The sequence below is a fragment of the Geodermatophilus sp. SYSU D01180 genome (genome assembly GCF_054050415.1).
This window is the reverse complement of sequence record NZ_JBJGZH010000006.1, coordinates 88,047-105,856: the sequence shown is the minus strand read 5'-3', so window position 1 is coordinate 105,856 and position 17,810 is coordinate 88,047. Positions and strand designations below refer to the sequence as shown.

Below are 17,810 nucleotides of genomic sequence, written 5' to 3'. Positions count from 1 at the left end.
GTCAGTCCCCCGTCGGCGCGGTCGGCGGTGCCGACGACGCCGCGCCCGGCCAGGCCGCGGCCAGCAGCGTGCGCGTCTCGGCCAGCACCTGCGGCAGCACCCGGGTGAGGCCGATGACCGGCATGAAGTTCGTGTCGCCGCCCCAGCGCGGCACCGCGTGCTGGTGCAGGTGGTCGGCGATCCCGGCCCCCGCCACCGACCCCTGGTTCATCCCGATGTTGAAACCGTGTGCTCCGGTCACCTGCCGCACCACCCGCATCGCCGTCTGCGTGAACGCGCCCAGCTCGGCGACCTCGGTGTCGGTCAGGTCGGTGTAGTCGGGCACGTGCCGGTACGGCACCACCATGAGGTGCCCGGCGTTGTAGGGATAGAGGTTCAGCACCGCGAAGACGGTCGCGCCGCGCGCCACCACCAGTCCCTGCTCGTCCGGCATGGTCGGGATGAGGCAGAACGGGCAGTCGTGCTCGCCGGTGGGCTTCCCCGAGCCCCGGATGTAGGCCATCCGGTAGGGCGTCCACAGGTGCTCGAACACGGCGGCCGGCCCGCCGTCGTCGGCGGAGACGGGGACCGTGAAGCCGTCGGGCCCCACGGTCACCGCGACTCCAGCGGCGCGTCCGCCGTCGGGTCGGCGTTGTGCCGCGCGGCCACCCAGGCGACGACGGCGTCGACGGCCTCGTCGACCGGCACGCCGTTGCGCTGGCTGCCGTCGCGGTAGCGGAAGGAGACCGCACCGGCCTCGGCGTCGGTGGCCCCGGCGATGAGCACGAAGGGCACCTTCTGCTTGCTGGCGTTGCGGATCTTCTTCTGCATGCGGTCGTCGGAGTCGTCGACCTCGACCCGGATGCCGCGGGCCCGCAGCTTCAGCGCGACGTCGGTCAGGTAGCCGACCTGGTCGTCGGTGACCGGGATGCCGACCACCTGCACCGGCGCCAGCCACGCGGGGAACGCCCCGGCGTAGTGCTCGGTGAGGACGGCGAAGAAGCGCTCGATCGAGCCGAACAGCGCCCGGTGCAGCATGACCGGCCGCTGGCGGGAGCCGTCGGCGGCGGTGTACTCCAGGCCGAACCGCTCGGGCAGGTTGAAGTCCACCTGGATGGTCGACATCTGCCAGCTGCGGCCGATGGCGTCGCGGGCCTGCACGGAGATCTTCGGGCCGTAGAACGCCGCGCCGCCCGGGTCGGGGACGAGCTCGAGGCCGGAGTCCAGCGCCGCCTGCCGCAGCGCCTCGGTGGCGACCTCCCAGCTCTCGTCCGACCCGACGGACTTGTCCGGGTTGCGGGTGGACAGCTCCAGGTGGAAGTCGGAGAGGCCGTAGTCGGCGAGCAGGCCGAGCACGAAGTCGAGCAGCCCGCGCAGCTCCCCGGCCATCTGCTCGGGGGTGCAGTAGATGTGCGCGTCGTCCTGCGTGAAGCCGCGGGCGCGGGTGAGCCCGTGGATGACGCCGGACTTCTCGTACCGGTAGACGGTGCCGAACTCGAACAGCCGCAGCGGCAGCTCCCGGTAGGACCGGCCGCGGGACCCGAACACCAGGTTGTGCATCGGGCAGTTCATCGGCTTGAGGTAGTAGTCCTGCCCCTGCCGGCGGACGGTGCCGTCGGCGTCGCGCTCCTCGTCGAGCTGCATGGGCGGGTACATGCCCTCGGCGTACCAGTCGAGGTGGCCGGAGATCTCGAACAGCCGGCCCTTGGTGATGTGCGGGGTGTTGACGAAGGAGTAGCCGCCCTCCTCGTGCCGCTGCCGGCTGTAGGCCTCCAGCTCCCGCCGGACGACGCCGCCCTTGGGGTGGAACACCGCCAGGCCCGACCCGATCTCGTCGGGGAAGCTGAACAGGTCCAGCTCGGCGCCCAGCCGGCGGTGGTCGCGGCGCTCGGCCTCGGCGACCTGCTCCAGGTACGCCTTGTGCGCCTCGCGGCTCTCCCACGCGGTGCCGTAGACCCGCTGCAGCTGCGGGTTCTTCTCGCTGCCCCGCCAGTAGGCCGCGGCCGACCGGGTGAGGCTGAACGCGGGGATGCTCGAGGTGCGCGGCAGGTGCGGGCCGCGGCACAGGTCGGTCCACAGCCGCTCGCCGGTGCGCGGGTCGAGGTTGTCGTACATGGTCAGCTGCGCGCCGCCGACCTCGACGTCGGCGCCCTCGGCGGCCGGGTGGGCCGGGTCAGCAGCAGAGCCCTTGAGGCCGATCAGCTCGAGCTTGTACGGCTCGTGCGCGAGCTCGGCGCGGGCGTCGTCGTCGCTGATCTCCCGGCGCGAGAAGCGCTGCCCCGCCTTGACGATCTGCTGCATGCGCTTCTCCAGCGCCTGCAGGTCCTCCGGGGTGAACGGCTTCTCCGGGTCGAAGTCGTAGTAGAAGCCGTTCTCCACCGGCGGGCCGATGCCCAGCCGGGTGCCGGGGAACAGGTCCTGCACGGCCTGGGCGAGCACGTGCGCGGTGGAGTGCCGGATGACCGCGCGGCCCTCGGGGCTGGCGGCGACGACGGGCTCGACCTCGGCGTCGGCGTCGGGGGCCCAGGCGAGGTCGCGCAGGTCGCCGGTGCCGAGGTCGCGGACGACGACGGCGCCGTCGGGGCCCTTGAGCCCGACCCCGGCCTCCTTGAGCGCCTGCTCGGCCGTCGTCCCGGCCGGCACCCGGATCGGGGCGGTTGCGGCAGGGGTGGGCGCGGCGGACACGGGGGCTCCTGGGGGTCGCGAGGTGCTCGGACGGCGCCCGGCCGGAGGCGGACGCGCACCGGCCAGCCTAACGAGCGTCCGCGGCGGCCCCGGGGACGCGACTACGTGGGGAGGACCTCGTCGCCGACCGCGACCGTCCCCGGCTCGGCCACCTCGGCGTAGACGCCCAGGCAGTGCTTCGGCAGCCGCGTGACCTGCAGCACGGCCGAGCCCAGCCGCAGCCGGCGGCCCACCCAGGTCCGCTCGTCGTCGGCGGGCAGGTCGAGGAGGAGGTTGGCCCGCGGGTCCTCGGTGCCGCAGCCGGCCGGGACGACGCCGGCCGCCGCCCGGTCCAGCGCCTGCCGGGAGACCAGGTGCACCGCCGCGGCGCCCGCGGGGCGGCCGGTCAGCGGCTCGAGCCGCACCGGCCGGCCCAGCGCCGCGGCGACGGCGGCGGCGTCGAGGTCGGGGTGGCCGGTGGGGACGACACGGGCCAGCGCGGGGGCGTCCCTGCCGCGCAGCACCCGCCCGTCGGGGTCGACGACGGCGCTCTCGCGGTCCCCGGCCAGCCCGGCGGGGCCGACGTCGGCGGACCGCAGGGGCGTCCCGGCGCAGCCGCGGACGGGGTAGACCGAGATGCCGACGACCGTCCCCGCGCTCACGCGGGCCAGGCTAGGCGGACCGGGCGACGACGACACCGCGGCGGCGCAGCCGGCGCAGCTGGGACTCCAGGTACGGCCGGGCCCGGCGCTGCCCGCCGCGGACGGCGATCGCCTCGGCCAGCCCGGTCAGGACGCGGGCCAGCCGCTGCTCGTCGGCGGGCCAGCCGCGGCGCAGGCACTCCTCCAGCCACTCGACCGGTGCGGTGTGCCCGCGCTCGCCGTTGCACCGGCGGCAGGCGGCCACCTCGTTCTCCAGCCACGACGGACCGCCCTTGACCCGCGGCACGACGTGCTCGGTGGTCGGGGTGACGTGCCCGGTGAGCGCGCGGCCGCACCAGATGCAGGTGGGGCCGTCCCGCTCCACGGCCGCGTCCAGCCGGGCGACCCTGTCCAGTGCCATCACCCCCATGGTGCGCCCGATCCGGACCCGGGCGGCGGGTGCGCTCAGTCGCGGCGGGCACGCCCGGCCACCCGCGGGGGCCGCGGCAGCAGCGCGGCGGTCAGCGCGGAGTGCCGGCGGCGGCGGACCGCCCGCCGGAACCGCTCCCGGCTCGGGTCGGCACCGGGCGGGGACGCGGACCACACGAGATCGCCCGCCCCGGCGCCGGCGTCACCGGCGCGGTCCCGCAGGTGCGCGAGGACCCGGCCGGCGAGGTCGTCGTCGGCGAGCAGCGCCGCCCAGTCCTCGGGGTCCCGGCCCTCGGCGGCCAGCGCCTCGCCGATCCAGCCGAACATCCCAGGGCCGAAGGCCCGCACCGCCAGGTCCCCGACGACGGCGTGCGCGGCGTCGACCGCCGTCCCCGCCTCGAGCGCCACCTCCAGCTCGACGACGGCGCGCAGCGTGTACGCATCGGGCACCGGCGGGATCGACTCCACTCCCGCATCGTGCAGCACGGCGGGTCCCCCACCGATGAGAAACGGGATCGGCCAGTGTCTGACCCGACGAGACCGGCCGACAGGGGCCGGCCGACCGACCGAGGAGCAGACATGGGCGTCATCCGGGTGCACGAGTTCACCACCGTCGACGGGGTCGTCGACGCACCGATGTGGACGGTCGACTACGGGTTCCCCGACGACCTGGCCGCCTCCATCGGGGCGATCACCGCGCCGGCGACGGGCATCCTGCTCGGCCGCACGACCTTCGAGATGTTCGCGCCGGCGTGGTCCACCCGGACCGTCGAGGACGACCCCGGCGCGCCGTTCTTCAACGACACGACCAAGTACGTCGTCTCCTCGACACTGGCCGACGCCGAGGGCGTGTGGCGGAACTCCACCTCCCTCGGCGGCTACGACGCCGACCGGATCCGGGAGCTCAAGGCCGACCGGGACCTCTACGTCAGCGGCAGCGCCACCCTGGTGCGGGCGCTGGTGGCCGACGGCCTGGTCGACGAGCTGCACCTGTACGTCTACCCGGTCGCCGTCGGCGAGGGCATCCACCTGTTCCCCGAGGGCACGAAGCAGAAGCTGTCGCTGGTCGGCGTCGAGGCGTTGAGCAACGGCGTGGCGCACCTCACCTACGGCCCGGCCGCCTGAGCCGCCGGGACCGGCGCGAGAGGGCCGGGCTCCCCGTCGTCGGGAGCCCGGCCCTCCCGTCGTCTCCGGGGACGGCAGCACGCGGAACTCGTCGCCATCGGGGTCGGCCGGCACCACCCAGCCGACGTCCCCCTGGCCCACGTCGGCCCGGGTCGCCCCCCAGCGCGAGCAGCCGCTCCAGCTCGGCCCGCTGGTCCCGCCGGCGGGCACCCAGGAGCGGGCGAGCCGGGCGGGGTCGGCCGCGTCGACGGTGAGGGCGGCCAGGGGGCAGGGCACCCGCGACGCCAGGGCGGCCGGGCCGGGGCGACGACGCGGTCTCCCCCGGGACGACGAGAGGGCCGGGCCCCCGTCGGGAGCCCGGCCCTCTCGTGCCGGTGGGCGATACTGGGTTCGAACCAGTGACCTCTTCGGTGTGAACGAAGCGCTCTACCACTGAGCCAATCGCCCGTTGCGCCGTCCATGATGCCAGACGGTCAGCGCCACAGGGGCACCCACCCCGGCACCCAGTCCGGGACGCCGGTGATGTGCAGGGTCACGACCAGGACGCCGTAGACGAACGCCGCCGTCAGCACGCCGATGCCGAGGCGCACCCACACCGGCTGGCGGCCCAGCCAGTCGGTCCAGGCCTTGACGTGCCGCTTGGTGAACTCCAGCAGCCGCTCGGCCCAGGTGAACTCGGTGGCGAGCACGAACAGGCCGGCGATGACGGTGAGCCAGCCGGGCCCCGGCAGCGGGATGGTGGCCAGGCCGACGGCGACGACGAGGCCGCCGACGACGCCGACGACCACCCGGTAGGCGTGGTCCACCGAGCGGCGGGCGGCCAGGCGCTGCCGCCACCGGGACTCCGCGACCCGCTCCCGCAGGCTGTGGACGCCGTCGTGGTCGAAGTGCTCCCGCCGCTCCTCCGCGGTCGGCCGTGCCCGCCGCTCCCGCGGGGGCGGCGTCACCGTGTCCTGTCCGCTCAGCTGGTCACCTGCCCGTTCGCCACCACGTCCGACGGTCCCGCCGGAGCCTGCCGCCCGGGCTCGATGCTGATCGCGTACGCCGCGTAGTCGTCGAGACCGGTCGAGGCGGAGCCTACGGTCCGCAGGTCGGTCTGTGGGGAGACGACGTCGAAGGTGCCGAGCGCCACGGGCGCGTCGTCGGCCACCCCCCACACCACGTAGACGCTGTCGCTGCTGTCGTTGACCCGCAGGCCGTGCGCGACGACCTCCAGCTGCGCGTCGCGGGCGACGACGGTGGCCACCGGGTCGCCGTCGCCGTCCTGGACGGGGGCGATGGTCGCCCGGCCCGGCTGCAGCAGCGCCTCGAGGACCTGCTGCTGCTCCGCGGCGGCGGTGCGGGCGTCGTCCCGGGCGGAGCTCAGCACGACGTTCCAGGTGCCGAGCGCCAGGATCGCGGCGACGGCCGCGGCGACCAGGGCGTTGGGCAGCACCCGCCGCCACACCGGGCGCGGGTCCAGCGCGGGCTCGCCCGCCGTGGGCACGTAACCGGGGAAGCCGGTCGCGACGGGACGGTCGGTGCGGCGGCGCCCGCCGGGGGTGTCCGGCACCGGCGGCGGCACGGGCGCCGCGGCCGGTGCGGCGGGGTCGACGCCGGCCGGCGGCGGGAGCTGCTCGGTCTCCTCGACCGCGGCCCGCAGCCGCTCGCGCAGCCGGTCGTCCGGCTCGGCCTGCGGCAGGTCCGCGGCCAGCGCCGCCATCACCTCGGAGGTCTCGGCGACGGTCCGGGTGCACCGCGGGCAGGTGGGCAGGTGGGCGCCGAACAGCGCCTCGTCCTCGGGCTCGAGCGCGTGCAGCGCCCAGCCGACGGCCAACTCGTCGAAGGGCTCGTGGGAGTCGGGGCGCGGGCTCACCGGGCACCTCCGTCGACCGCGGCGGGACCGCTGAGCGCGCCGCCGGCGGTGGGCCCGGCGACCCCGCCGAGCTCCTCCTTCAGCCGGCGCATGCCGGCCAGCATGCGGGTCTTGACCGTCCCCAGGGGCGCGCGGGTCAGGGCCGCGACCTCCCGCTGGGTGTACCCGCCGTAGTAGGCGAGGGTGAGCGCCTCCCGCTGGGCGTCGGGGAGCGCCCCGAGCGCGGTGCGCACCCGCTCGGACACCACCCGGTCCCACGCCTCGTCCTCGACGTCGCGGGCGCTGGTGGGGGCGGTCAGCGCGAGGTCGTCCTCGGCGCGGGCCCGGCGGCGGCGGTGCGACTCCTCCCGGCGGACGGCGTCGACGGCCTTATGGTGGACCATCGCCATCAGCCAGGCGGAGAAGCTGCCGCGGGCGCCGTCGTAGGCGTGCGGGTCGCGCCAGACCGTGAGGAACACGTCCTGGACGACGTCCTCGGCGAGGGTGTCGTCGGCGAGCACCCGCCTGGCCAGCGCGAACGCCGGCCGGCGGAACCGGCCGTAGAGGTCGTCCACGGCACCCCGGTCGCCCGCCCGCACGCGCGCCACGAGGTCCAGGTCACCGGGGTCGCCCTCCGGACGTCGTGCCGGACGCGTCACGGTTCCCATGGTCACACGTCGCATTCGCGACAGCGCGCTTCGCGGTTCACCACGCCGGGTAGGGGCATCCACAGACGGTCCCGCCCCTGAACCCGGCGGGACCGCGCGGACCGGTCGGGAAGATGACCGCCCGCGGCCGGCCCGGCCGCGGCGACACGCCCGGCAGCAGGTCGGCGCAACATCGGACTCCGCTCGTCGTTACACGTGACATGGATCGAGGCGACATGGCACACCGCTCCCCGTCCGGGTACTCCGTCCCGACGACGCTGTACCTGGTCGGACCCACCTCGTGGACCGAGGTGCCGGCCGCCCTCTCCTACGCGGTGCACGACCCCTTCGCGGTGCGGATCGGCTTCGGCGAGGGCGGGGAGGTCGCCGACGACGGCATCACCTGGCTGCTGGGCCGCGAGCTGCTCGCCGCCGGGCTCGAGCGGCCGGCCGGCGACGGCGACGTGCGCATCTGGCCGGCCCGCACCAGCGGTGACGTGCTGTACCTGCACCTGCGCGCCCCGTCCGGGGAGGCGCTGTTCGAGCTGTCCCGCGCCACGGTGGCCGCGTTCCTGCAGCGGACCGAGGAGCTCGTGCCCTCCGGGCAGGAGACGGCTGCGCTCGACGTCGACGACGAGCTGGCCGCGCTGCTGTCCGGCGGCGGGGCCGATCCCGGGGCCCGGTGAACCACGGGGGGACCCCCCGTGAAACCCCGTCCCCGGGTCGGGTATGGTTCTCCCTGCAAGACAGCGACACCGCAGGACAGAGACACAACAGAACACAGCAACGCGGACGTGGCTCAGTTGGTAGAGCATCACCTTGCCAAGGTGAGGGTCGCGGGTTCGAATCCCGTCGTCCGCTCGGGACCTCGGGCGCTGGTCGCGAGACCGGCGCCCGTGTGTGCGGTGGAGTGGCCGAGAGGCGAGGCAACGGCCTGCAAAGCCGTCTACACGGGTTCAAATCCCGTCTCCACCTCGGCTCCTCGCCGAGCGCGTGGAGCGGGCCGGTCGGCAGGCCGGACTCGGGCGATTGGCTCAGTGGTAGAGCGCTACCTTGACACGGTAGAGGTCACTGGTTCGAACCCAGTATCGCCCACCAGCACGCGGAGCCCCGGACCAGCGGTCCGGGGCTCTCGTCGTCTCCGGGGCCGGTCATCCCCCGCCGTCCGGACGGGCGCCCACCGCCGGCGCCACCCGCTCCGCCCAGAACCGCTCCACCTGGGCGGCGAGCGCCTCGGGGGCGCCGCTGTTGTCGAGGACGACGTCGGCCACCGCCCGGCGCTGCTCGTCAGTGGCCTGGGCGGCGATGCGGGCGCGCGCGTCGTCCTCGGTGAGCCCGCGCAGGACCAGCCGGGCGACGCGGGTGTCCAGGTCGGCCTCGACGACCAGCACGAGGTCGTACGCGCCGGCCTGACCGGTCTCCACCAGCAGCGGGACGTCCTGGACGACGACGGCGTCCTCCGGAGCCGCCTGGACGACCTCCAGCGCCCGGGCGCGCACCAGCGGGTGCACGATGCCGTCCAGCCGCGCCCGCGCCTGCGGATCGGCGAAGACGACCGCGGCCAGCGCCGGGCGGTCCAGCGCCCCGTCGGGGGTGAGCACGTCCGGCCCGAACGCGTCGACGACGGCGGCCAACCCCGGCGTGCCGGGCTCCACGACCTCCCGGGCGATGCGGTCGGCGTCCACGACCAGCGCCCCGCGGGCCGCCAGCAGCGCGGCCACCGTGCTCTTCCCCGACCCGATCCCGCCGGTCAACCCGATCCGCAGCACGTACGGACGGTAACGAGCGCGCGGACGGCGGTCACGGACGGGTAACACCCGTCCCCCGTGTCCGGCGCGTCGCACCAGTCACACCCGTCACTCCTCATAACGTCCGCCCCGTCGGTTCCCCATGGAGGGGGACGCAGCCGAGGAAGGCAGGCAGCCCGATGTCGCAGCCCCGTACCGCCGTCGCGACGGTCCCCGCCGGTCCCCGCACCCCGGGCCGGCACCGGGCGGAGCGTGCGGGCGGGGTCCGGGTGGCCGACATCCCCGCCGTCCGCGCGCGCATGGCGCTGCAGCAGGCGGAGTCACCGCGCCGCGGGGCGTTCCTCCGCTGGCTGCTCGACGCCGCCCCGGCCGGCCGCCACACCTGGCAGTCGCTGGCCGCGGCCGGCGGCCGCCCGCGCTCGGCGTTCGCGATCATCCTCAGCCTCTGAGGGAGGGCCTCCTCGCCCCACTGCCCGCACGCTCGCAGCGGGCCCCTGCGGGGAGGCCGGTCCGGCGCTCCCCTCGGAGCGGCGCCGGACGAGACCGGGTGCCCGCCCGGACGGGGACGGCGGGCGGGCACCCCCGGCGCCACCCGGTGCGCGAACGACAGAGGCCCAGGACCTCGCGGGTCCTGGGCCTCTGTCGTTCGTTCAGACCGTCACTGCACGGTCAGCGGGTCACTCCCCGCCGGCGAGCTTGGCCCGCAGTGCGGCGAGCGCCTCGTCGCTGGCCAGCGTGCCGCCACCGGTGGTGGTGTCCGCGGGGGCGTCACCGCCGGAGGAGTAGTTGCCCCCGGCAGCGGCCTCCGCGTCGGCCGCGCGGGCCTCGGCGATCTGCTTCCGGTGCGCCTCGAAGCGGGCCTGGGCCTCGGCGTACTGCCGCTCCCAGGTCTCCCGGGCCTCCTCGTAGCCCTCGAGCCACTCACCGGTCTCCGGGTCGAAGCCCTCGGGGTAGATGTAGTTGCCCTGCTCGTCGTACGAGGCGGCCATGCCGTAGGCGGCCGGGTCGAACTGCTCCTCGTCGCCGATGACGCCCTCGTTGGCCTGCTTGAGCGACAGGCTGATGCGGCGCCGGTCGAGGTCGATGTCGATGACCTTGACGAGGATCTCGTCGCCGACCTGCACGACCTGCTCCGGGATCTCCACGTGGCGCTCGGCCAGCTCGGAGATGTGGACCAGGCCCTCGATGCCCTCGTCGACCCGGACGAACGCACCGAAGGGCACCAGCTTGGTGACCTTGCCCGGCACGACCTGGCCGATCTGGTGGGTGCGGGCGAACTGGCGCCACGGGTCCTCCTGCGTCGCCTTCAGCGACAGGGAGACCCGCTCGCGGTCGAGGTCGACGTCGAGGACCTCGACGGTGACCTCCTGGCCCACCTCGACGACCTCGGACGGGTGGTCGATGTGCTTCCAGGACAGCTCGGAGACGTGCACGAGGCCGTCCACGCCGCCCAGGTCGACGAACGCGCCGAAGTTGACGATCGAGGAGACGACGCCGGTGCGCACCTGGCCGCGGGCGAGCTTGTTGAGGAACTCGCTGCGGACCTCGGACTGCGTCTGCTCCAGCCACTGCCGGCGGGACAGGACGACGTTGTTGCGGTTCTTGTCGAGCTCGATGATCTTCGCCTCGAGCTCGCGGCCCACGTAGGGCTGCAGGTCGCGGACGCGGCGCATCTCGACCAGCGACGCGGGGAGGAAGCCGCGCAGGCCGATGTCGAGGATGAGACCGCCCTTGACGACCTCGATGACGGTGCCGGTGACGACCTCGTCGGCTTCCTTCTTGGCCTCGATCGTGCCCCAGGCGCGCTCGTACTGGGCGCGCTTCTTGGACAGGATCAGGCGGCCTTCCTTGTCCTCCTTCTGGAGGACGAGAGCTTCCACCTCGTCGCCGACCTTGACGACCTCGTTGGGGTCGACGTCGTGCTTGATGGACAGCTCGCGCGAGGGGATGACGCCCTCGGTCTTGTAGCCGATGTCCAGCAGCACCTCGTCCCGGTCGACCTTGACGATGACGCCTTCGACGATGTCGCCGTCGTTGAAGTACTTGATCGTCTGGTCGATCGCGGCGAGGAAGTCCTCGGCGGTGCCGATGTCGTTCACCGCGATCTGGGGGGTGCTGTCGGGACGGACCTGGGTGGAGGTCATGTGGTCGAGTGCTCCGGACGGGGGATGCGTAGGGACAGGTGGACCGCGGCCGGGTGACCGCGGGAGCGGGGAGAGCCGGCGCGCGCCGATCCCTTGCGGGTAACAGCACTGACAGACCTCTGGCGCATCCCCATGGTACGGACGCGCGCGCACCGGGGTCCACCGGGTGGGCGACCTCTGCCGGTCCGGAGCGGCGTGTCACGCTGGGCGTGTCATGATGCCGCCGCCCGCGCTCCCCCTCGGGCCCGACGGCTACCCCGCCGCCGGCGGCGTCGAACGCCGGCCGGCCGGGTCCGCCGAGTCGGTCCGGGCCAACCGCGGCTGGTGGGACGCCGCCGCGCCGGCCTATCTCGCCGAGCACGGCGAGGACCTCGGCGACGTCGATTTCCTGTGGTGCCCGGAGGGGCTGCGCGAGGCCGACGCGCACCTGCTCGGCGACGTCGCCGGCCGCCGGGTGCTCGAGGTCGGCTGCGGCTCGGCGCCGTGCGCCCGCTGGCTACGGCGGGCCGGGGCCGACGTCGTCGCCCTGGACCTGTCGGCCGGGATGCTCGCCCGCGCGGCGGAGCTCGGGCGGACCACCGGCGTCGACGTGCCGCTGCTGCAGGCCGACGTCGGCGCGCTGCCGCTGGCCGGCGGGTCGTTCGACGTCGTCTGCTCGGCGTTCGGCGGGCTGCCGTTCGTCGCCGACGTCGAGGGGGCGCTGGCGGAGGTGGCGCGGGTGCTGCGCCCGGGCGGGCGGTTCGCCGCGTCGGTCAACCACCCGTTCCGCTGGCCGCTGCCGGACTCCCCCGACCCCGAGGACCTGCGGGTCGTCTCGTCCTACTTCGACCGCCGGCCCTACGTGGAGACCGACGGCGCCGGGCGGACGGTCTACGTCGAGCACCACCGCACCGTCGGTGACTGGGTGCGCGCCGTCGTCGGCGCCGGCCTGGTCCTCGAGGACCTGGTCGAGCCGGAGTGGACGCCGGGCCGCACGCAGGAGTGGGGCCAGTGGTCGCCGGCCCGCGGCGCCCTCGTCCCCGGCACGCTCGTCCTCGTCGCCCACCGCCCCTGCTGAAGGGCCCCGGTGCCCCCCACGCCTCGCAGGCTCGGCGCGGGCCCCTGCACCGGGGCCGCCGGTGTCGACACCTGACCCTCTGCTCGAGGTCGAGGCTCAGTGGGCGGCGGCGTCCCAGCTGCGGCCGACGCCGACCGAGACCTCCAGCGGCACCGACAGCTGCGCGGCCCCGGACATCCCGCGGCGGACCAGCTCCTCCAGCGCCTCCCGCTCCCCCGGCGCCACCTCGAGCACGAGCTCGTCGTGCACCTGCAGCAGCATCCGCGAGCGCAGCCCCTCGGCCTCGATCGCGCGCTCCACGCCGAGCATCGCGACCTTGATGACGTCGGCCGCCGAGCCCTGGATCGGGGCGTTGAGCGCCATCCGCTCGGCCATCTGCCGCCGCTGCCCGTTGTCGCTGGTGAGGTCGGGCAGGTAGCGGCGCCGGCCGAGGGTGGTCTCGGTGTAGCCGCGCAGCCGGGCCTCCTCGACGACGCCGTCGAGGTACTCGCGGATCCCGCCGAAGCGCTCGAAGTAGGCGTGCATCTGCTCGCGCGCCTCCTCGACCGAGATCCGCAGCTGCCCCGCCAGCCCGTAGGCGCTCAGCCCGTAGGCCAGGCCGTAGCTCATCGCCTTGATCCGGCGCCGCATCTCCGGGTCGACGTCCTCGATCGGGATGTCGTAGGCCCGCGAGGCGACGAAGGAGTGCAGGTCCTCCCCCGAGGTGAAGGCCTCGATGAGCCCCTCGTCCCCGGACAGGTGGGCCATGATCCGCATCTCGATCTGGCTGTAGTCGGCCGTCATCAGCGACTCGAAGCCCGGCCCGACGACGAACGCCTGCCGGATCCGGCGCCCCTCGGCGGTGCGGATCGGGATGTTCTGCAGGTTCGGGTCGGTCGAGGACAGCCGGCCGGTGGCGGCGATCGTCTGCTGGAAGGTCGTGTGGATGCGGCCGGCGTCGTCGACCATCGGGATCAGCCCGTCGATGACCGTGCGCAGCCGGGTGACGTCGCGGTGGCGCATCAGGTGCTCGAGGAACGGGTGCCCGGTCTGGGCGAGCAGACCGGTGAGCGCGTCGGCGTCGGTGGTGTACCCGCTCTTGATCTTCTTGGTCTTCGGCAGGCCCAGCTCGTCGAACAGCACCGCCTGCAGCTGCTTGGGCGAGCCGAGGTTGATCTCCCGGCCGATGACGGCGTACGCCTCGGCGGCCGCGGCGGCCACGCCCTCGGCGAACTCGCGCTGCAGCTCGCCGAGCAGGTCCGTGTCGACGGCGATGCCGCGGTGCTCCATCCGTGCCAGCACGCGGGTGAGCGGCAGCTCCATCCCCTGCAGCAGGTGGTCCCCGCCCTTCTGGGCGAGCACCTGCTCGAGGGCGTCGGAGAGGTCGTTGACCGCGACCGCCTTGACGACGTCGGCGTGCGCGGCCTCGGCGGCGAGGTCGGCCTCGCTCGGGCCCAGCCCGTCGAGGGTCATCTGGCCCTCGGGCTCGGCGGCGTCCTTGAGCTCGCGCTTGAGGTAGCGCACCGAGAGGTCGCCGAGGTCGAAGGAGCGCTGCCCCGGCGTCGCCAGGTAGGCGGCCAGCGCGGTGTCGCTGACCAGGCCCTGCAGGTCCCAGCCGCGCGCCCACACCGCCAGCAGCGGGCCCTTGACGTCGTGCGCCACCTTCTCGGCGGCCGGGTCGGCCAGCCAGTCGTCCAGGGCCTGCTCGTCGGCGACGTCGAGGTCGGGGCCGAGGTCGACGAACACGGCGTGGTCGTCGGCGGCGGCCAGGCCCAGCCCGGCCAGCTCACCGGTCCCCCGCCCCCAGGTGCCGCGGAAGACCACGCCGGTCCGCCCGGTGCGGGCGTGCGCGTCCAGCCACGCGGACAGCCCGCCGGCCGGGACGTCGTCGGCGGTGACGTCGAAGCCGCCCTCGACCTCGGGCTCGGCGCTGCTCAGCGTGGCGAACAGCCGCTCGCGCAGCACCCGGAACTGCAGGTTGTCGAAGAGCGTGTGCACCTCGTTGCGGTCCCACGCGCGGACGGCGAGGTCCTGCGGGCCGAGCTCCAGCGCCACCTGCCGGTCCAGCTCGGTCAGCCGCCGGTTCTGCAGCACCGAGGACAGGTGCTCGCGCAGCTTCTCCCCGACCTTGCCCTTGACCGTGTCGACCCGGTCGACCAGCTCGTCGAGGGAGCCGTACTCGCGGACCCACTTGGCCGCGGTCTTCTCCCCCACGCTCGGGATGCTCGGCAGGTTGTCGCTCGGGTCGCCGCGCAGCGCGGCGAAGTCCGGGTACTGCTGCGGCGTCAGGCCGTACTTGGCCTCGACCTCCTCCGGCGTGAACCGGGTGAGGTCCGAGACGCCCTTGCGCGGGTAGAGCACGGTGACGTGCTCGTCGACCAGCTGCAGCGCGTCGCGGTCGCCGGTGCAGATGAGCACGTCCATGCCCTGCTCGACGGCCTGCACGGTGAGCGTGGCGATGACGTCGTCGGCCTCGTAGCCCGGCGCGGTGATCACCGGGACGCGCAGCGCGGCGAGCACCTCCTGGATGAGGCTGACCTGCCCGCGGAAGTCGGTGGGGCTCTCGGAGCGGTTCGCCTTGTACTCCGCGTAGATCTCGCTGCGGAAGGTCTGCCGGCCGACGTCGAAGGCCACCGCGAGGTGGGTGGGCTGCTCGTCGCGCAGCACGTTGATCAGCATCGACGTGAAGCCGTAGACGGCGTTGGTCGGCTGGCCCGTCGTCGTGGAGAAGTTCTCCACCGGCAGCGCGAAGAAGGCGCGGTAGGCCAGCGAGTGCCCGTCGAGGAGGAGCAGTCGCGGCCGCGTCCCCGGGCTCGAGGGGGCGGTGGGCGCGGGGGTGGTCACCGGAGCGGACATCGCGCACGATCCTAGGTGCGCTCGCCCACGGTTCCGAGGCCCCGCACGGAGGGCCGGCCCACCCGCCGCTACGGTGCCCGGCGTGACCTCCGCTCCCCCGGACTGGCTGGCGCCCAGCGCGAGCAGCCCGCTCGACGACAAGCTCGGCATCACGATCGTCGACTACGACCCGGCCCGGTTGGTGGCGACGATGCCGGTGGAGGGCAACCAGCAGCCCTTCGGCCTGCTGCACGGCGGGGCCACGTGCTCACTGGTCGAGACGATCGGCTCCTGGGCGGCGATGCTCAACGCCGGCCCGGGCAGGAAGGCCGTCGGGGTGGAGCTGAACGCCAGCTACCTGCGCGCGGCGACGTCGGGCACGGTCACCGCCGTCTGCACGCCGGCCCGCGTCGGCCGCACGCTGTCGACGTTCCTCATCGAGGTGACCGACGACCGGGGGCGGACCACCGCCACCGCGCGGCTGACCTGCGCGATCCTCCCCGCTTGATCAGGCGGGGAGGGCCGGCACCGCCCGGGACACCGGGCGCCGGCGTGGCGGCCGGGGCAGCGGGACGCCGCCGCGCTGCCAGGCGGCCAGCGACCGGGCCAGGGTCTCCCGCGGCACGATCCGGCGGGTGGTGAGCGGCGCGAAGCCCATCCGCGCGAAGAACCGCTGCCGCTCGGCCTCGTGCCCGCCGACCGCGGCGACGACGTGCTCGGCGCCGACCTCCGCGGCGTGGTCGGCGGCCGCGGCCAGCAGTGCGGCCCCGGCCCCGCACCGGCGGTGGTCCCGGTGGACGACGAGGTTGTCCACGGTGACCTGCGGGACGCCGAGCACCGCCGACAGCGGGTCCAGCCCGAGCACGGCCAGGCCGACGGCGACCTCACCGACGGTGGCCGCGGTCGCGGCGTTGGCGCCGGGGAGGACGGCGAGCACCACCCGGTGCGCGGGGTCGGCCAGCAGCCGCCGGAAGCCCGCCGCCGCGGCCGCCCCCGGTGTCTGCCCGGTGAGGACGCCCTCCGCGTGCGCCTCGGCGCGGTGCTGGCGCACCAGGGCGAGGACGGCGGGCAGGTCGTCGGGGCGCGCCGTGCGCGTGACGACGCGGGACCGCTGGCCGGTAGCAGACACGTGAGCCCTCCCTGGACGGCGCCGCCGAGCGTGCACCTCCCGCCGCCCGCGGCCACGCCGACGCGCCGGTCCTGGGACGGGAGTGATCACCAGGACGGGTGCGTCGGCGCGTCGCGCTTCGGTCACAGTGCGGCGACGAGGGAACGGGGACGCAACACGCCTGGGTTACCGTCACGCCTCCACTGCCCGCGTTGTGTCGCGCGACGCCCACCGTGCCGATCGACGCCACGCCCCCAGAGCAGTGCCACGAACAGGGAGGTTGTGTGAGGCACCCGTCAGCCACTGCCGGGCCACCTCGGCCGCACCGGAGCGCAGTCCGCCCGGGCCCGGGGACCGCCCGGAGGGTGCTGCTCCGGCTCCTGCTGGTGCTCGTCGCCGCCACCGGGCTCGCCGTGCTGGTCCCCGGCGTCGCCGGCGCCGAGGGCGAGCAGGTCATCGGGACGCTGCAGACCAGCCGCAGCGGTCCCATCGAGGGCATCGAGGTCACGGTCACCACCGCCGCCGGTGACGAGGTCGGCAGCGTCGAGACCGACGAGGACGGGCGGTTCGCCGTCGACGTCCCCGGGCCCGGCCAGTACACCGTGACCATCGACGCCGACTCCCTGCCCGACGGCGTCGTCATCACGGGTGAGGCCAGCCGCACGGTCACCGTCGACGAGGGCCGGCGCCAGCCGGTCCAGTTCGGCCTGAACGACGGCAGCACCGGCTCGGGCGGCGGCAACGTCCAGGCCGTCCAGCTCCTGGTCGACGGCCTGCGCTTCGGGCTGCTGATCGCCATCTCCGCCGTCGGCCTGTCGCTGATCTTCGGCACCACCGGACTGACCAACTTCGCCCACGGCGAGCTCGTCACCATCGGCGCCCTCTTCGCCTGGTGGGTCAACACCGGCCTCGGCGTGCCCATCATCCCCGCCGCGATCATCGCCATGATCGGGGGCGCGGCCTTCGGCGCGCTGAACGAACTGGGCCTGTGGCGCCCGCTGCGCCGCCGCGGCACCGGCCTGGTGGCAGCGCTCGTCGTCTCCATCGGGCTGTCGCTGCTGCTCCGCTACCTGATCCAGATCCTCTACGGCGGCGACTCCAACCCCTACTCGGGTCTGGGCACCTCACGGGCGGTCGACTACGGGCTGTTCCGGCTCACCAACCAGTCGCTGGTGTCGATCATCGTCTCGGTGGTCGTCCTGGTGCTGGTCGCGGTCATGCTGCAGCGCACGAAGATCGGCAAGGCGATGCGCGCGGTCGCCGACAACCGCGACCTGGCGGCCTCCTCCGGCATCAACGTCAACCGGGTGATCCTGGTCGTCTGGATGATGGGCGGCGCCCTGGCCGCGCTGGGCGGCGTCCTCCTGGGCCTCTCCGACCAGGTCCGCTGGGACATGGGCTTCCAGCTGCTGCTGCTCATGTTCGCCGGCGTCACACTCGGCGGTCTCGGCACGGCCTACGGTGCCCTGCTGGGCAGCGTCATCGTCGGCGTCTTCGTCCAGATGTCGACGCTGGTCATCCCGAACGACGTCAAGTACGTCGGGGGGCTCCTGCTGTTGATCGTCATCCTCGTCATCCGGCCCCAGGGGATCCTGGGCAGCCGCGCACGGATCGGCTGAG

The 17,810-nt window shown here is 74.5% G+C and carries 18 protein-coding genes and 4 tRNA genes; 9 read left to right on the top strand and 13 right to left on the bottom strand.

What is annotated here, in order from left to right; all coding sequences use genetic code 11:
* Position 1: 1 nt before the first annotated feature.
* The 5 genes from ACI8AA_RS07950 to ACI8AA_RS07930 all read right to left on the bottom strand — a co-directional run bounded on the left by ACI8AA_RS07950 (position 2) and on the right by ACI8AA_RS07930 (position 4,181).
* Entirely contained in the window at positions 2–595 is a 594-nt protein-coding gene (locus tag ACI8AA_RS07950) for an HIT family protein (protein ID WP_457043948.1), read from the bottom strand.
* On the bottom strand, positions 592–2,664 hold the full coding sequence (gene thrS / locus ACI8AA_RS07945) for a threonine--tRNA ligase (RefSeq protein WP_457043947.1): 2,073 nt from the start codon (positions 2,662–2,664) through the stop codon (positions 592–594). Before thrS ends, ACI8AA_RS07950 begins: the two co-directional genes overlap by 4 nt.
* A 101-nt stretch (positions 2,665–2,765) precedes the next feature.
* Positions 2,766–3,305: an MOSC N-terminal beta barrel domain-containing protein gene (locus tag ACI8AA_RS07940; RefSeq protein ID WP_457043946.1), complete on the bottom strand. Its 540-nt coding sequence runs from the start codon at positions 3,303–3,305 to the stop codon at positions 2,766–2,768.
* 10 nt (positions 3,306–3,315) lie between these two features.
* On the bottom strand, positions 3,316–3,705 hold the full coding sequence (locus ACI8AA_RS07935) for an HNH endonuclease (protein WP_457043945.1): 390 nt from the start codon (positions 3,703–3,705) through the stop codon (positions 3,316–3,318).
* A gap of 44 nt (positions 3,706–3,749) precedes the next feature.
* Entirely contained in the window at positions 3,750–4,181 is a 432-nt protein-coding gene (locus tag ACI8AA_RS07930; RefSeq protein ID WP_457043944.1) for a hypothetical protein, read from the bottom strand.
* Between the two features lie 111 nt (positions 4,182–4,292).
* Between ACI8AA_RS07930 and ACI8AA_RS07925 the strand changes: the two genes are divergently transcribed.
* Positions 4,293–4,838, top strand: a complete 546-nt coding sequence (locus tag ACI8AA_RS07925; RefSeq protein WP_457043943.1) for a dihydrofolate reductase family protein — start codon at positions 4,293–4,295, stop codon at positions 4,836–4,838.
* Positions 4,839–5,213: 375 nt separating this feature from the next.
* Here the strand turns inward: ACI8AA_RS07925 and ACI8AA_RS07920 are convergent.
* From ACI8AA_RS07920 to ACI8AA_RS07905, 4 genes are all read right to left on the bottom strand, one after another.
* Positions 5,214–5,285: transfer RNA gene (locus tag ACI8AA_RS07920), tRNA-Val, on the bottom strand.
* Between the two features lie 26 nt (positions 5,286–5,311).
* Positions 5,312–5,785, bottom strand: a complete 474-nt coding sequence (locus ACI8AA_RS07915; RefSeq protein ID WP_457043942.1) for a TIGR02611 family protein — start codon at positions 5,783–5,785, stop codon at positions 5,312–5,314.
* Between the two features lie 14 nt (positions 5,786–5,799).
* Positions 5,800–6,693: an anti-sigma factor domain-containing protein gene (locus ACI8AA_RS07910; protein ID WP_457043941.1), complete on the bottom strand. Its 894-nt coding sequence runs from the start codon at positions 6,691–6,693 to the stop codon at positions 5,800–5,802.
* Positions 6,690–7,340: a sigma-70 family RNA polymerase sigma factor gene (locus tag ACI8AA_RS07905; protein WP_457043940.1), complete on the bottom strand. Its 651-nt coding sequence runs from the start codon at positions 7,338–7,340 to the stop codon at positions 6,690–6,692. Before ACI8AA_RS07905 ends, ACI8AA_RS07910 begins: the two co-directional genes overlap by 4 nt.
* 215 nt (positions 7,341–7,555) lie before the next feature.
* Here ACI8AA_RS07905 and ACI8AA_RS07900 point away from each other — a divergent pair, with 215 nt between their 5' ends.
* The 4 genes from ACI8AA_RS07900 to ACI8AA_RS07885 all read left to right on the top strand — a co-directional run bounded on the left by ACI8AA_RS07900 (position 7,556) and on the right by ACI8AA_RS07885 (position 8,417).
* Complete coding sequence (locus ACI8AA_RS07900) at positions 7,556–8,005, top strand: SsgA family sporulation/cell division regulator (RefSeq protein ID WP_457043939.1); 450 nt, start codon at positions 7,556–7,558, stop codon at positions 8,003–8,005.
* 102 nt (positions 8,006–8,107) lie between these two features.
* Positions 8,108–8,180, top strand: a tRNA-Gly gene (locus ACI8AA_RS07895).
* A gap of 43 nt (positions 8,181–8,223) precedes the next feature.
* A tRNA-Cys gene (locus ACI8AA_RS07890) sits at positions 8,224–8,294 on the top strand.
* A 48-nt stretch (positions 8,295–8,342) separates the two neighbouring features.
* Positions 8,343–8,417 (top strand) — tRNA-Val (locus ACI8AA_RS07885).
* A gap of 53 nt (positions 8,418–8,470) precedes the next feature.
* Here ACI8AA_RS07885 and coaE read toward each other — a convergent pair.
* Complete coding sequence (coaE, locus tag ACI8AA_RS07880) at positions 8,471–9,088, bottom strand: dephospho-CoA kinase (RefSeq protein ID WP_457043938.1); 618 nt, start codon at positions 9,086–9,088, stop codon at positions 8,471–8,473.
* A 158-nt stretch (positions 9,089–9,246) separates the two neighbouring features.
* Between coaE and ACI8AA_RS07875 the strand changes: the two genes are divergently transcribed.
* The gene (locus ACI8AA_RS07875; protein ID WP_457043937.1) at positions 9,247–9,516 is read left to right on the top strand and encodes a hypothetical protein; all 270 of its coding nucleotides are present in this window, start codon (positions 9,247–9,249) and stop codon (positions 9,514–9,516) included.
* Positions 9,517–9,744: 228 nt separating this feature from the next.
* Here ACI8AA_RS07875 and rpsA read toward each other — a convergent pair whose 3' ends face one another.
* Entirely contained in the window at positions 9,745–11,211 is a 1,467-nt protein-coding gene (rpsA, locus tag ACI8AA_RS07870; RefSeq protein WP_456902752.1) for a 30S ribosomal protein S1, read from the bottom strand.
* A gap of 214 nt (positions 11,212–11,425) precedes the next feature.
* Between rpsA and ACI8AA_RS07865 the strand changes: the two genes are divergently transcribed.
* Positions 11,426–12,268, top strand: a complete 843-nt coding sequence (locus tag ACI8AA_RS07865) for a class I SAM-dependent methyltransferase (protein WP_457043936.1) — start codon at positions 11,426–11,428, stop codon at positions 12,266–12,268.
* A gap of 96 nt (positions 12,269–12,364) precedes the next feature.
* Here ACI8AA_RS07865 and polA read toward each other — a convergent pair whose 3' ends face one another.
* Positions 12,365–15,103, bottom strand: coding sequence for a DNA polymerase I (polA, locus tag ACI8AA_RS07860; protein WP_457043935.1), 2,739 nt, complete (start codon positions 15,101–15,103; stop codon positions 12,365–12,367).
* A gap of 82 nt (positions 15,104–15,185) precedes the next feature.
* Here polA and ACI8AA_RS07855 point away from each other — a divergent pair, with 82 nt between their 5' ends.
* Positions 15,186–15,590 (top strand): PaaI family thioesterase, encoded by a 405-nt coding sequence (locus tag ACI8AA_RS07855; RefSeq protein WP_456926715.1) that lies wholly within the window; start codon positions 15,186–15,188, stop codon positions 15,588–15,590.
* Here the strand turns inward: ACI8AA_RS07855 and ACI8AA_RS07850 are convergent, their stop codons facing one another.
* The gene (locus tag ACI8AA_RS07850) at positions 15,591–16,211 is read right to left on the bottom strand and encodes a GNAT family N-acetyltransferase (RefSeq protein ID WP_457043934.1); all 621 of its coding nucleotides are present in this window, start codon (positions 16,209–16,211) and stop codon (positions 15,591–15,593) included.
* Between the two features lie 344 nt (positions 16,212–16,555).
* Here ACI8AA_RS07850 and ACI8AA_RS07845 point away from each other — a divergent pair, with 344 nt between their 5' ends.
* Complete coding sequence (locus ACI8AA_RS07845) at positions 16,556–17,809, top strand: branched-chain amino acid ABC transporter permease (protein ID WP_457043933.1); 1,254 nt, start codon at positions 16,556–16,558, stop codon at positions 17,807–17,809.
* Position 17,810: the final 1 nt, after the last annotated feature.